Here is a 13829-nt window from a genome sequence, read left to right as displayed (position 1 = left end):
CCTATCAAATAATAAGGAAAAATTATGACGGAAATGGCTAAAGTTGTTCGCTTTCATGAAACGGGAAATGCTGAGGTATTGAAAATTGAAGAACACCCTCTTCCTCACCCCGCCCCCGGCGAAGTACGTCTCAAAGTACATGCCATCGGTTTAAATCGCGCCGAAGTGATGTTTCGTCGTGGCCGCTATTTAACCGACCCCCAACTCCCATCGAAAATTGGCTATGAAGCCTCTGGAATTGTGGAGGCCGTAGGTATGGGAGTAGATTCGGAAATGATAGGTAAAAAATTCAGTACGATTCCCTGTTTTAATATGAGCCGATATGGGGTTTATGGTGACGTCGCCATTGTACCAGCGTACGCCCTGGCCGCATATCCTGATGAGCTGTCTTTTGCTGAAGGAACCTCCATTTGGATGCAATATTTAACTGCCTATGGCGCTCTGGTCCATTATGGCAAGCTGAGCAAGGGAGACTATGTTCTCATTACCGCCGCCAGCAGTAGCGTAGGTGTTGCCGCTATTGAAACGGCCAAGGCCCAAGGAGCAATTAGCATCGCCACCACCCGTACTGCCAAGAAAGAATCCGCATTAAAAGAGCTCGGTGCAAACCATGTTATTGTCACCGATAAAGAAGATTTAGCAACGCGTGTACAGGATATTACTCAAGGCAAAGGAGCGCGTATTGTTTTCGACCCCATTGGCGGTCCCGGACTGGAACAACTTGCCGTAGCGGTGGCAAATCAAGGGACCATATTCGAATACGGAGCCTTATCTAATGAGCCCACTCCCTACCCATTATTCAATGCTTTGGCCAAAGGCTTTTCCATTCGTGGCTATACCTTATTTGAGCTAACCAGTACTCCGCACTTACTCGCCCAAGGCGTACATTATGTTTCCGAGCATTTGAAAAATAAGGTTTTTAAGCCGAAAATTGCTCGCACCTTTAAATTAGAACAAATTGTCGAAGCGCATCAATATATGGAATCGAATGAGCAAATTGGCAAAATTGTGATATTGCTTTCTTAATAAACTCACATGGAGCGTAGAATGACAAACACCCGAATCGACTTTTATAAAACATCCCCCGAAGCCCTTAAAGCAATGATGAGTGTGGAAAAATACGTAAATAGTTCCAGCTTAGATAAATTATTACTCGAACTAGTAAAACTACGTGTTTCACAAATCAATGGCTGTACCTTCTGCGTCGACATGCATTGCGCTGATGCACTTAAAGCAGGTGAGTCGCAACGACGCTTAAACACCGTTGCAGTATGGCGGGAAGCCCCCTTTTTTAGTGAGCGCGAACGAGCAGCCCTCGCCTGGGCAGAGGCAGTGACTTTATTATCAACTACGCATGTACCCGATGAGGTGTATCAAGAAATGCGCGCTCATTTTGGTGAACATGAGGCAGTGGATTTGACTATGGCCATCATCGCGATTAATGGGTGGAATCGCTTGGCGGTAAGTTTTCGCAAGCTCCCCCTAGAATAATTTGGTATTTAATCGCCACGACAATCTGATGTTTCTGAAGGCACGATTGATTGCCATTTAATATAAATCTGGTTGCAAGCAACTTACTCGTCTACACATCGTTGCCCAAGCCCTCCTGTTCTATCTCCTAGGCAGGGGGAGATGTGTCTAGGCGAAAGGCAACCAGGTCATACTATTTTCGCCTAAGCCGCTCCACTGTAGCGGGTTATTTTTATGACTACGCCAAAAGAAATTAAGAGAAAATAACTTATTTTGTCGTTAATTTTACATACTATTGGTAATTTTAGAAAACGTTAGTGGCCCTTCTGCAAACGGCTTGTTTCTCATGCAATAGCAAGTCTGCTCCCCTTAGAATGCTCGAGAAACTAAGCAAAGACGGCTATAATTTAGTTTGTACACATAATTTGTGAGCCAGGCAATGGATAAGCAAGAGAGCAAACAAAAAAAACCAAGTTTCCTGTGGAAAATAAGACCCATTAAGTTAAATAAATTTCTATTGAATAGCTTATTTATTATCGCCTTATTAATTTTAATGATGATTAGCGGTAAGTCCTATTGGCAACTTAAATCCTTAACAGAAGCCAATCGCTGGGTTTTTCACACCTACAAAGTAATCGAACAGGTTGACAGTGCTTTATATACTTTAACTGCGATGGAATCCACCCAGAGGGCTTTTCTCATTACCCAAAACAGCAATTTTTTAAAAGACGTCAAGAACTTCAAACCCATCCTGAATGAGCATTTAAATAATCTTAAAGCCCTTACCAATGATAATTCAGACCAACAACAGCGAGTACTGCTATTTAGCAAACTGGCCGAAGAGCGCGTTGCCATGCTCGCACAAATCGCCGAACTGAGAAACAAAGATGAATTTAATACGCCCGCAGGCTTGGCTACATTTTATGAAAATAATGAAGTTTCTGAGCAAGCCAAAAGCTTAGGGGGCGAAATAAAGGCCATAGAACAAGTCTTACTCAAAGCAAGGAATGATGCCTTAATGCACGGAGCTTATGCCAGTGAATTATTCATCATTTTTGGTAGCCTTTTTAGTATGATCCTGTTAATCGTACCCTTCGTGCTGGCAAATTTTGAATTAATTAATCGTAAAATTATTGAACATAAAAACCGTGATGTGCGTAATTATTTAAAACAAATTCTCGAAAGCACCAGCGATGGGATTGCCGCTTTAGATGAGGGTCATCAAGTACAAATTTTTAATGAATTGTATCAAACTCAATTTAAAAAAATATTCGAGTGCTCGCTAACTCAAGGCATGACTTTCGAACAAGCCTTTACCACGGTTCCTGAAAACAAACGCGACCTAACCCTAACCTGGCTTAACTCGCTACATTACGATAAGGAAATTACAGTTCTTGAATTTGAGCATGAAGGAAAAAAGAATATTTTTGAGTTAAGTGCCAGTCCTATTATCAATGAGCGCAATGAAATCCATGGATTAGTCCACAATATTAGCGACATTACCAATCGTGTACGCGAACATATCGAGCTTGAGGAATCTTATAAAAAACTCACTGCCAGCATTAAAGAATTAGAAATAAAAAATGAACAAATTACTCTAATGATTGATATGAGCGATATTATGCTTGCAACGAATTCATTAGAAGAATTAAGCAGTATTATGGGCAAATATGCGCAACAACTACTGACATTCTGCAGCGGCTATCTTTATGTCATGCATCCCTCAAAAAACTACTTAGAAATGGTAGGGCGCTGGGGAACTCCTACCACGCAGGAATCTATTTTTAACCCAGATCAATGCTGGGCAATCCGGCTAGGGCGCCCCCATAAAATTGTTAAATCACATCATGAATTAGTTTGCGACCACTTTCATTTTGAAGAAGACCTCATGCATACCATCATGTGCGTCCCATTAATGGCACAAAACGATATTTATGGTCTACTGTATATGGAAATTGCAAAAGAAGCGTACACCTTGAGCCATGATCAGCAGCTACTGATCACCGCCTTTGCTGAGCTCACCGCCCTGGCCTTGGCCAATGTGCGCCTACGCGATAATCTACGCCATCAATCCATACGCGATCCCTTAACCGGCTTATTTAACCGCCGTTTTCTAGAAGATGGACTCTTCAAACAAAAACTCCGCGCAAAAAGCGAAAAGAGCCCATTTGCCATCTTGATGCTTGACCTCGATCACTTTAAAAAAATTAATGATACTTTTGGCCATGATGCCGGAGACATGGCATTAAAAGAAGTGGGCTCCCTATTAGAACATGCTACACGAACCGGAGATTTAGCTTCCCGCTATGGTGGAGAAGAGTTTGTGCTCATTCTTCATGGTATAGATATAAAAAGTGCTTTAGCACGGGCAGAGCAAATACGGCTTGCAGTAACCAAGATACGCATCAAATACGGGGCTCAACCCATTGGCCCTATCAGTATTTCTATTGGCATCGCTATGTATCCAACCGACAGTGAGGATACAGAAAAGCTAATCGAATTAGCCGATAAAGCCTTATATGCGGCGAAGAAGAAAGGTCGTAATACCGTGGTTGCATTTGCCGGGGTGAAAGAGAAAAGTCATTAAGTGGCACGTGGGCTGGTAATTGCCGCACAGGATCACTAGGTATAAAAAACCTACCGGCAGCTCAGAATGCTTTTAATGGGTATCATTAAAGCCAAACAAACCTTTGATTTGATTGAAGAAGCCTTCCGCTTCTTCTTCAAAGCTTTCTAATTTTTGCATCAGGCCTAACTCTTCTTCATTGAGTTCGACACCAATTTTGCTCAAGGCCTCTTGAGGGCTGGCTTTTAATTCTTCTAAAAAGTTAGGATCATTTTTTATGGCTTCAATTACCGTCATAACCTTAGGACTTTGGCTCATTAAGCTGTTTAAATCCATGATAGTTACTCCTTGTTCTTTAAAATAGCTATAAGATTATAATTAATTATAGTTCAAAAAAAGAACAGGATTTTAATAAGAATCTTTACGCGATACTCCAATTAATCTGACCGCCAATCACCGTGGTTTGGGTATTGGTATGTCCTTTAAGTGCCGTCAATTGAGAAGCATAGTTAATCGGCATTTGCTTAAAGAAGGAATGCCCCACCCCAAAATCAAAACCTATCATTTCCGCCGCTTGGAAATGCGCACCAATTGCTGCAACCGTAGCACTCCCAATTGGATCGGCAACCCCACGGTCTTGGTCATTAGAAGGCGTATTCATAAATTGCAAGCCACCACGCAATAACCACTTATTCGTCGCCTTAAACGTTGCCCCAACAGAGTAATCAAAGCAATTATGGTAATTAAACGGAATGGTCACCGACATGGGTACCCCAAATGGGGTCTGAGTGTGCTTCATAGTGATTTTATTGAAAGTTTTCCAATTGGTGTAAAAGGCGGTAAACATTCCGGTCCAGCGTGCGTTGAAATCATGCTGTAGGCTTAACTGCGCGCGGGCAGGAAGTGCAGCATCAGTTTTTTGCGCCGAAGTGCGAAATAGTGCAGGCCCATTATTTGGAGCATAAACCGTGCTATGTCCGGTAGTATGAATAGAAATCAATGAATTATAACTAAAGCCAATCCGTGTTTGTTCGGTCATATCAAATAATGCGCCAGCATTCCAGCCATAGCCCCAACCGGTTAGATGATTTTTTAAGGTGGAATCGCCCATAAACGACAAGGGCGGACCGTATTTATTATTTAAGGTAAAGGCCAAACGCAGCGCATCAAAACCGGCACCAATCGAAAAACGCTCATTAATTTTAACCGCCATACTGGGCCCCATATCCATGCCCACCACCTGTGAGCGTGTTGCGGCATAGCGGGTAATGACATCAGGAGTGGAACCATAATTAGTTCCTAAGCCAAAGGGGGTAGTAAAATGCATGCCCGCGCTCATACGATTACTCAAGGGAGCAGTGTAATAAAAAGAGGGCATGAAGGCATTAATGCCACTATGAGCGACGCCAGACTGCACAAGCGGTGCCGGAAAGGGGAAGCCAGGTGTACGTGCGGTACCGGTGAAATTAGCCGTGCCGGTAATTCCCAAGGCATTAACAACGACCTGTTGATGTGGCAATCTCACCATTCCTGCTGGGTTAGTGTATGCCGTACTGGCATCATCTGCAGCAGTAGCCCAATCGGCATAAGCCACCCCTAAACCCGCTGAATTAACAAAAGGTAAACTAAAGTCAGAGGCCATAGCCGGGGAAGCACAGCACAATGAAGCAATGGCTAAGGGTAAATGAGATAATTGTCGCACGTTAACATCCTTTTAAACTGTTCTAACTTATTGTATCTAATCTTATTACCAGGGGCAATTGGTCGATTTTATGGATAAATAACAATCTGTTTTGAGCACATAGCCAGATTACAGTGTGACGGCTATGCCTTGTTAGTAATCCGCCGCAGCAACCCCCTTAATACCGTACCGGGGCCAATTTCCTGAAATTGCATATTAGGCTTAGCCTGCAAATATTCTATTGTTTTAGTCCATAATACCGGCTGCGCTATCTGTTGAATTAAATTACTTTTAATTACTGCAGGATGATATGGAGCCGCATCAACATTGGCGATTACCGGAATGCTGGGGGTAGCAAATTCCATATCTTGGATAAACTCTGCAAAGGCTTGTTGAGCACTCAGCATATAAAGCGAATGAAAAGCACCGCTTACGGAAAGCGGGATAAAAGAAACCTTGCTCATTCCGGTAAACAAAGGCTGCGCCCGTTGAATATCTGCCTGCGGACCTGAAATAACCATTTGCTGATAAGAATTATAATTAGCAATCTTCACTCCTGACAGTCCTTGCTCCTCAAGCAAGGAGGTTAATTCTTGGCTTGATAATCCAACTACGGCAGCCATCCCGCCACCATGCATTTGACTCATTAACTCCCCACGCTTTTTAACCAAAGCCAAGCCCGTCGCAAAGTCAAAAACCCCGGCAGCAAATAACGCATTATATTCGCCCAAACTATGCCCAATGACATAATCAGGCTTAGGTTGGCCATCCACTAATGTTTTTAAATAAGAAAAGGCGTTAACCACATAAAGTGCTGGCTGCGTATATTGGGTGTTATTCAGCTGTTGCTGGGCATCCTCCAGGCATAAAGCACGTATGGAATAACCCAGCAAAGCATCTGCTTGCGCCGTGTATTCAGGAAATTGGGCAAATAACTCCTGCCCCATTCCCTGCTTTTGCGAACCCTGTCCAGGAAACATATAAGCCAGCATTAAATCCCCCCATCTTTTAACAGCTGAATAATGCCGGCGATTTCCTCAGACATTGGTCGACAATGTTCTATCGTTGATGAATGTTGGCGAATTACTTGATAGATGGATTGCGCCTTCTTACTGGCCTTTTCAATGCCGCGCAACTCCAAGGCTTGACTGGCAGCAAGCAATAAAATGGCGGTAAGTCGTTCTAAATTAGCCACTGACTCTTGAAAATCTAAGGCAGCATGTGTTCCCAAACTATTCACATCTTGGTTATCCCCTTCAGTAGGTAAGGTATACGCTTGATGCGACTGCGCCAACTTACGATTTTGTACCGCTAAAGCGGCAGATAAAAGCTGCATGGAACGAAAACCATTATGCTTGCTGGGATTAGGCACTAGATTCACTGGTAAGTCATGATTTTTACGCGGATGCACTAAATTGGCCAGTAGAGCATGGATCCACGTTGAGGCTTGAGCAATATTCATTTTCAAAATATCACAGGCATCCGTCACATAGTACCCCATGAAATTGGCGCTATGGTGAATATTTTGTGCGCTCACATCAATAACTGGATTGTCATTGACCGAATTCATTTCATTTTCAATCCAGACAATAGCGCGTTGCAGATTTTCCTGGAATGGGCCAAAGCCTTGGGGGACTGAGCGAATGGAGTAATAGTCTTGCACCGGTTTATGGCTGTAATCGGTAGCCCGTAACTCATCTAAATCGGTTAATAACTGACTGCCTTGCCAAAAATCCACAAAAAATTGATTGATGTCGCATTCACCTACTTGCTGTTTTAATTGGTGCACCATAGGATGATAAGCACTATTAATCACCAATAAGGCTTCTAAAGTCATCGCGATCACCGCGAGCATTTGTTGGAAAAGACGCTGTAAATCATGGACAGCCAAACTAGCAATTGCCGTCATAAATGAAGTGCCATTAATCAAAGCTAACCCATCGCGCATTACCGGCTTATAGGCCTGAAGCCCCGCGAGTTGAATGGCTTGCGGGGCCATCATGATTTTACCCTCATAGCTTACCGCCACTTCTTCCCCAATTAATGCAGCTGCAATCATCGCCAAAGGAATCAAATCGCCACTAGCACCAATAGAACCATAGCAGCGTACCACCGGGGTAATTCCCGCATTAAGAAAATCTAAAAGCGTGTTAATTAATTCAGGGTGAATGCCAGAATAACCTTGAGCCAAACAATGCGCGCGCAGCATCATAGTTGCCCGCACGATCTGGGGAGATACAATGGTTCCTAAACCGCAGGATAAGGAGCGTATAATGTTTTCTTGGCGCTCATTAATCTCACTATGGTAATCCATAGCTTCTGTTTCTTTAATGGCGGTATCAATATAACGAACCTGATCGCCAAAGTTGGTATTGACGCCATAAATAGGTACGCGAGAATCAACATGAACCTTTAAAAATTGATATGCGGCATCAACTGATTGTGCCGCCGCTAATGATAAGGCAATGGAGGTCCCTTGCTGGCTTAAAAGCTGAGACGACGCAATCGTCAATCGACATCCACTGCCAATGGTAATCAACGTCTTATCCGCTTTGTCTCGGTGACTCGCATAAAGCTTATCTTCAATATGCACTGATTGGGACTGTTCCATTTCGGTACCAACTCCTGTCGTCTTTAACCAAATAGGGCTCTAGTTTGTACCCTTTTAAAGGCTTTTTCAATTAAAGATTGGAGGGTCGCTAAACGAAAAACAAAAAAACCTGCAGCCAAGCCCAAAAGGCCGAGAGTTGCAGGCAACACCCTCAAGATGACAGGCTTTTCTTGGCCAAGGCACTGTGCTTATGGCTGTAAATAAAATAAATCACTATGCCAATAGCCATCCAAATAATAAAGCGTAACACAGTAACCCACGGCAGATGAATGATTAAATACAAACAGCTACATATACCCAAAATGGGTACATAGGGCATGCCCGGCGTTTTAAAGGGCCGGGTTAATTCAGGGCGCTGATAACGTAAATACAATACGCCAATACACACGATAATAAAGGCAAATAAGGTGCCAATATTCACTAACTCAGCTAATACATCAATGGGAACAAAGGCGGATAAAGTAGCCATAATACAACCGCAGAGCAAAATAATGCGTGCAGGAGTATGATGATGTTCACTGGTGCTGGCCATTGCTTTCGGTAATAAACCATCACGTGACATCGCCAAAATAACCCGGGTTAACCCATAAAACAGGACCAACATCACCGTAGTCAATCCGGCAATCGCCCCCACGCTGATAAGCCCTGCCGCCACTTTGTAGCCCAGATGCAATAAGGCATGACTAATGGGAGAGGCTACATTTAAAGTGGAATATGGAGCAATCCCTGTAAGCAAGCCTGCCACAATGATGTATAAAACAGTACAAATCACTAAAGAACCGATGATACCGCGCGGCATATCGCGCTGTGGATTAATGGCTTCTTCCGCAGCAGTAGATACCGCATCAAACCCTATATAGGCAAAAAATATTAATGCCGCCCCATCCATTACCCCCGTCCAACCAAAAGGCAGAAAAGGTGACCAATTTTCCACCCGTAGCTCTCTAGTGGCAATGATAATAAATAAGAGAACTACTAATAATTTAACCATGACCATAATATTATTCATGCGCGAACTGGATTTTACCCCGGCAATGAGTAAAGCGGTTAAGCACGCAATGATAAAGACTGGGGGTAAATTTAAAATACCGCCAAAAGCAGGTCCCTGCAAAAGTAAAGGGGAAAGATGAATTTTAATAGCCATGAGAAAGTCATTGGCATAACTGCCCCAGCCCACCGAAACTGCGGAGACCGAAATGGCATATTCCAACAGCAAATCCCAGCCCACCATCCAGGCAATTAACTCGCCAAACCCCGCATAGGCATAACCATATGCACTGCCACAGCCGCCAATCATTGCCGCCAGTTCGGCATAAGACAGGGCGGAAAAAACGCTAGCCGCCCCCGCAAGTACATAGGAAAAAACGATTGCCGGCCCAGCCTTGGTCGCCGCAACCACGCCAGTTAAAATAAAAATCCCGGCGCCAATAATGGCCCCCACTCCAAAAAAGATGAGATCAAAGGTCGTCAAACACCTGTTTAAATGCGATTCACTCTCCAATGAACTACTAATCTCTTTTTTGCGAAACAAGTCCATGATAGTATGCATCCTGTTTTATGACTCTATTGTACATTGCATTAAGAACTATGCTTTTAATTCTAGTTGAAAGCCTGGTGATAGGTTAAAAATTAAATGAGAAAGTTAGTTATCGGCGTATTAATGCTGTTATCCTTAAATGCATTTTCTGCCGAAGAAGCAGAAAGCTGCAGCCATTGGCTCAAATTGTTTAAGCCCGTTTGTCAACGATTTCACCAAATATGGACCGAAGGTAAAACTGATCTTTACATCTCTGGATATGCTTGGCACAACCGCTATACTTATAGCCCTGAACGCATCCGTGAAAAAAAATATAATGAATTGGCATGGGGTGGTGGATTAGGCAAAGGTTTTTTTGATGAACGTGGCAACTGGCACGGTCTTTATGCTTTTGCATTTCTTGACTCGCATAAAAATGTAGAGCCGGCGATTGGCTATGCGCATTTATTTGTCGCCTCACTCAACCAAAACATTAAGGCAGGATTAGGTTATTCAGTACTCATCACCGCTCGTCCAGACATCATGCATAATATTCCATTCCCCGGCGCAGTTCCTTGGGCAGGCTTCTTTATCCATAAAGTATCTCTAAAAGCGGCTTATATTCCCGGCTCTTCAAGCAATGGTAATGTGCTTTACGTAGTAGGAACTTATACTTTTGATTAAAAGCACTTGTTTTTGCTTTTCATGATTATGTGCTATGTTTTTAAGAGTAAAACTACCAGGACACGTAAAAATGAAATCCTTTGTTGAACAAGCCCAGTTTTATGCAACTTATCATCAAAACCTCACTACACGTTATACGCATTTTGCCGGCGTGCCACTGATTGTTGTTTCTTTAATGATTTTATTAGGCTTCATCCAAATCATCATCCCAGGGGTATTCGCCAGCAATCTCGCTTGGTTCGCGACCATTGCCATTTTAGTTTACTATTTTATCTTAAATTGGCAGCTGGCCTTAGCCATTACTCCGATTTTGCTATTTTTATTATGGATAGCACAATGGTTTAGTGCCGATGGCCCAACAACTTTAGGTATTTGGGCATTCATCATTACTTTTGTTGCCGGTTGGGGATTACAGCTTTATGGTCACTACATCGAAGGTAGAAAACCTGCTTTTATGGACAATTTATCCCAACTGTTAATTGCCCCTTTATTTCTGGTTGCCGAACTGTTTTTCATGGCCGGATATATGAAATCATTGCAAGTACAGGTTTATGGTGGGGCTGTGGAAGAGAATAAGTTGTAAGGATTTGTAGCTTGGGCCACGAAGGCCCAAGCCAATGACAGCTCCTAGGCAAACTGCCGCATTCTAATTTTAAAACAGTAATGAATCTTGTGATTACGTTTGAAATCCTGATCAATGGTTTGCGCACTAATATCTTGCACTGCATACTTTTCCCGTAATTGCGGATCTAACTTAAACTGACGAAAATTAGTTGAAAAGTACAAAGTTCCATCCGGATTTAATAAGCGCATCGCCTCATTCACCAAGATTAGGTGATCACGTTGGATATCCAAAGTATCACTCATTCGCTTGGAATTAGAAAAACTGGGCGGATCTAAAAAGATCACGTCAAAACGATCGCGAGTAATTCGCAACCATTCACGACAATCGTATTGGATAAACTGATGGCGCGATAAATCCAAATGGTTTAGACGGAAATTGTCCTCCGCCCAACGCAAATAGGTATTGGATAAATCCACATTCGTCGTCTGTGCCCCAGCAAGAGCGGCCTGCACACTCGCCGTCCCGGTATAACAAAAACAATTAAGAAAACGCATACCGGGTTTTAATTTAGCAAAGCTTAAACGAATCGGGCGATGATCTAAAAATAAACCGGTATCTAAATAGTCATACAAATTGACTCTAAGTTTCGCCAGTCCTTCCGTTACTACCATAGTGTGACGGGTCTGGCTTAGCTTTTGATACTGCTCACTGCCCTTTTGCTGTTTACGCTGTTTGACCACCACCTTATCTGTGGCAACACCCAAGGCTCGGGGCACCACCTGCAACACTTCCAGGCTGCGGCGCTCAGCTTTATGCGCAGGAATGCTTGCCGGAGGAGCATACTCTTGGAGGACCGCATGGTCGTTATAAATATCAATAGCATAAGCATATTCAGGTAGGTCCGCATCATACACACGGTAGCAGGAAATATGATTTTTTTGGGCCCATTTTTGTAAATGCTTATAATTTTTTTCCAAGCGATTAAATAACATTTGTGCGCTTTCAGATAAAGTCGTGCTCAGCGCGCCTTTCAATTCATTCGCGCCGCTCATGTCGAAACAATAGAGCTTGCACTCTAAAGCACCGTTATACAAAGTATATTGCTTATTAGAACGCAAACCGATCGCTTTAGCTAAAATCGGGCTTGAGGTAATTACCGCCGCCTTCCAGCCTTGATAATGCTCATGCAAAGCTTGCCCTAACTGCTGATACACCGGTACTAATTGCGTGGTATCGCCTAAACGCTCACCGTAAGGAGGGTTACAGGCGAGTAAGCCTTTTTCTGCAGGTGCTTTAATGTGCGGCATAGTCGTCATAGTAAATTCGACTAAGGGCGCCACTCCTGCACGCTCGGCATTAGCACGAGCCAGTTCTATGGCTTTATGATCCGCATCCGTCCCTAATAATTTAATCGCTAAGGGCTTAACTTGTTGCAAAGCCTCGGAGCGTAATTTTTCCCATAAAGATTCTTGATGCTGCGCCCAGTATTGCAATGATTGATCCTGACGCAATAAGCCTGGAGCAACATGGGTTGCCATCATCGCCGCCTCGATAACTAAGGTACCTGAACCACAAAAGGGGTCATGTAAGGTATATCCCTGCGCTGCCAATTCAGGCCATTTAGCACGGATTAACAGGGCTGCCGCCACATTTTCTTTAATGGGTGCTTTCCCCGATTGGGTTCGATAACCACGTTGATGCAGGCTATATCCAGTTAAATCCAAGCTCACCGTAATTTCATCATTTTTCAAATAAGCATGAATTAAAATCTGTGGCTTTTCTTTATCAATCGAAGGACGCTCGCCTTTCATACGTCGAAAATGGTCGACGATTCCATCTTTAACGACTTGCCCACCAAACATGGTATTACGGATATGCTCCGAACTGCCATGAAACTCAATAGCCAGCGTCTTGTCTAGGGCAAAAACCGTCTGCCAATGAAAATCCGTACACAATTGATGCAGCGCTTGTTCGGTACCGCCATAGCCACTAAACAGGATGAGTTGCACCCGATTAGCAATACGTGACCATAGGCATAATTGGTAAATAACCGTGAGGCTGGCTTCACCATACACCCCTTGCGGACTAACCCGAGTTACAGCTAAGCCTAAAGCTTTTACTTCTGCCTCCAAGAGATATTCTAATCCACGGGGACAGCTGACGAATAAGGAATAATTCATAGAATGCATGACCTTAAATAGCGAAAAAGAGCTTTGGCAGCGCCGGTATTTTTTTCCTGTTGCTGATCATCAACTGCTTTTTTGATTAATTGCCTTAATTGTTGAACTTCTTCTGGATTATAGGTTTCGATAAATTCGGTTAACGCCGCCTTCCCTTCGTTAATTAAACGATCGCGCCATACTTCCACCTCATGGAATGAAGCGGTAACTGAACTTTCTTCCTCGACGATGCGCTCATAAGCCGCAAGAATTTCTTCATGATCCGCCGCGCGCATCAATTTACCAATCAACTGCGCCTGTCTTCTTTTCGCGCCATGGCTTTTAATGGCCTTCGCATCAACAATCGCTTTATAAAGATTATCTGGAAGAGGTAATAAATCCAGCTTAGCCAAGCTAAGATCGATAAACTTCACGCCTATTTTTTGTAAAAAGTCGGCGTCTCTTTTTTTCTGTGATTTACTGACTGGCTCATCCATAGTATATACTTTTTTTAATAAAATGGGTCTAATTATACTATATACCCAAGCGACTCCAAAATGCTTGTTGCGCTTGGGTA

Annotated in this window: 12 protein-coding genes; 5 read left to right on the top strand and 7 right to left on the bottom strand. The window is 43.3% G+C overall.

Going from position 1 to position 13829, the window contains the following annotated elements:
* Positions 1-24: 24 nt before the first annotated feature.
* From ACD661_RS09145 to ACD661_RS09135, 3 genes are all read left to right on the top strand, one after another.
* The gene (locus tag ACD661_RS09145) at positions 25-1026 is read left to right on the top strand and encodes a zinc-dependent alcohol dehydrogenase family protein (RefSeq protein ID WP_400187557.1); all 1002 of its coding nucleotides are present in this window, start codon (positions 25-27) and stop codon (positions 1024-1026) included.
* Between the two features lie 21 nt (positions 1027-1047).
* Positions 1048-1491, top strand: coding sequence for a carboxymuconolactone decarboxylase family protein (locus ACD661_RS09140; RefSeq protein ID WP_400187556.1), 444 nt, complete (start codon positions 1048-1050; stop codon positions 1489-1491).
* Positions 1492-1909: 418 nt separating this feature from the next.
* Positions 1910-4057, top strand: a complete 2148-nt coding sequence (locus ACD661_RS09135) for a sensor domain-containing diguanylate cyclase (RefSeq protein ID WP_400187555.1) — start codon at positions 1910-1912, stop codon at positions 4055-4057.
* A gap of 72 nt (positions 4058-4129) precedes the next feature.
* Here ACD661_RS09135 and ACD661_RS09130 read toward each other — a convergent pair whose 3' ends face one another.
* The 5 genes from ACD661_RS09130 to ACD661_RS09110 all read right to left on the bottom strand — a co-directional run bounded on the left by ACD661_RS09130 (position 4130) and on the right by ACD661_RS09110 (position 9865).
* Positions 4130-4372 carry a hypothetical protein gene (locus ACD661_RS09130; protein WP_400187554.1) on the bottom strand — a complete coding sequence of 81 codons (243 nt, stop codon included), beginning with the start codon at positions 4370-4372 and terminating at the stop codon, positions 4130-4132.
* An 85-nt stretch (positions 4373-4457) separates the two neighbouring features.
* Positions 4458-5738, bottom strand: coding sequence for an OmpP1/FadL family transporter (locus tag ACD661_RS09125; protein WP_400187553.1), 1281 nt, complete (start codon positions 5736-5738; stop codon positions 4458-4460).
* A gap of 122 nt (positions 5739-5860) precedes the next feature.
* Entirely contained in the window at positions 5861-6709 is an 849-nt protein-coding gene (gene fabD, locus ACD661_RS09120) for an ACP S-malonyltransferase (protein ID WP_400187552.1), read from the bottom strand.
* Positions 6709-8328, bottom strand: coding sequence for an HAL/PAL/TAL family ammonia-lyase (locus ACD661_RS09115; protein ID WP_400187551.1), 1620 nt, complete (start codon positions 8326-8328; stop codon positions 6709-6711). The genes fabD and ACD661_RS09115 overlap by 1 nt, the downstream gene beginning before the upstream one ends.
* Before the next feature lie 151 nt (positions 8329-8479).
* On the bottom strand, positions 8480-9865 hold the full coding sequence (locus ACD661_RS09110; RefSeq protein WP_400187550.1) for an amino acid permease: 1386 nt from the start codon (positions 9863-9865) through the stop codon (positions 8480-8482).
* 96 nt (positions 9866-9961) lie between these two features.
* Here ACD661_RS09110 and pagP point away from each other — a divergent pair, with 96 nt between their 5' ends.
* Together pagP and ACD661_RS09100 are read left to right on the top strand one after the other, a co-directional pair.
* Positions 9962-10528: a lipid IV(A) palmitoyltransferase PagP gene (pagP, locus tag ACD661_RS09105; RefSeq protein WP_400187549.1), complete on the top strand. Its 567-nt coding sequence runs from the start codon at positions 9962-9964 to the stop codon at positions 10526-10528.
* Positions 10529-10598: 70 nt separating this feature from the next.
* Complete coding sequence (locus ACD661_RS09100; RefSeq protein WP_400187548.1) at positions 10599-11111, top strand: Mpo1 family 2-hydroxy fatty acid dioxygenase; 513 nt, start codon at positions 10599-10601, stop codon at positions 11109-11111.
* Positions 11112-11155: 44 nt separating this feature from the next.
* On the opposite strand, the gene rlmKL is transcribed toward ACD661_RS09100, so the two are convergent.
* Positions 11156-13273, bottom strand: a complete 2118-nt coding sequence (rlmKL, locus tag ACD661_RS09095; protein WP_400187547.1) for a bifunctional 23S rRNA (guanine(2069)-N(7))-methyltransferase RlmK/23S rRNA (guanine(2445)-N(2))-methyltransferase RlmL — start codon at positions 13271-13273, stop codon at positions 11156-11158.
* Positions 13270-13749: a ribosome biogenesis factor YjgA gene (gene yjgA, locus ACD661_RS09090; RefSeq protein ID WP_400187546.1), complete on the bottom strand. Its 480-nt coding sequence runs from the start codon at positions 13747-13749 to the stop codon at positions 13270-13272. The genes rlmKL and yjgA overlap by 4 nt, the downstream gene beginning before the upstream one ends.
* Positions 13750-13829 lie beyond the last annotated feature (80 nt).

The sequence above is a fragment of the Legionella lytica genome (genome assembly GCF_044626755.1).
Classification (GTDB): domain Bacteria; phylum Pseudomonadota; class Gammaproteobacteria; order Legionellales; family Legionellaceae; genus Legionella; species Legionella lytica_A.
Note: the sequence above shows the minus strand (reverse complement) of the source record. Positions and strands in the feature narration are given on the sequence as shown.

Bases quoted from the DNA above. Each gene is read 5' to 3' on its own strand.
- ACD661_RS09145 (WP_400187557.1), top strand. From the start codon at position 25: ATGACGGAAATGGCTAAAGTTGTTCGCTTTCATGAAACGGGAAATGCT.
- ACD661_RS09140 (WP_400187556.1), top strand. From the start codon at position 1,048: ATGACAAACACCCGAATCGACTTTTATAAAACATCCCCCGAAGCCCTT.
- ACD661_RS09135 (WP_400187555.1), top strand. From the start codon at position 1,910: ATGGATAAGCAAGAGAGCAAACAAAAAAAACCAAGTTTCCTGTGGAAA.
- ACD661_RS09130 (WP_400187554.1), bottom strand. From the start codon at position 4,372: ATGGATTTAAACAGCTTAATGAGCCAAAGTCCTAAGGTTATGACGGTA.
- fabD (WP_400187552.1), bottom strand. From the start codon at position 6,709: ATGCTGGCTTATATGTTTCCTGGACAGGGTTCGCAAAAGCAGGGAATG.
- ACD661_RS09115 (WP_400187551.1), bottom strand. From the start codon at position 8,328: ATGGAACAGTCCCAATCAGTGCATATTGAAGATAAGCTTTATGCGAGT.
- ACD661_RS09110 (WP_400187550.1), bottom strand. From the start codon at position 9,865: ATGGACTTGTTTCGCAAAAAAGAGATTAGTAGTTCATTGGAGAGTGAA.
- pagP (WP_400187549.1), top strand. From the start codon at position 9,962: ATGAGAAAGTTAGTTATCGGCGTATTAATGCTGTTATCCTTAAATGCA.
- ACD661_RS09100 (WP_400187548.1), top strand. From the start codon at position 10,599: ATGAAATCCTTTGTTGAACAAGCCCAGTTTTATGCAACTTATCATCAA.
- rlmKL (WP_400187547.1), bottom strand. From the start codon at position 13,273: ATGAATTATTCCTTATTCGTCAGCTGTCCCCGTGGATTAGAATATCTC.
- yjgA (WP_400187546.1), bottom strand. From the start codon at position 13,749: ATGGATGAGCCAGTCAGTAAATCACAGAAAAAAAGAGACGCCGACTTT.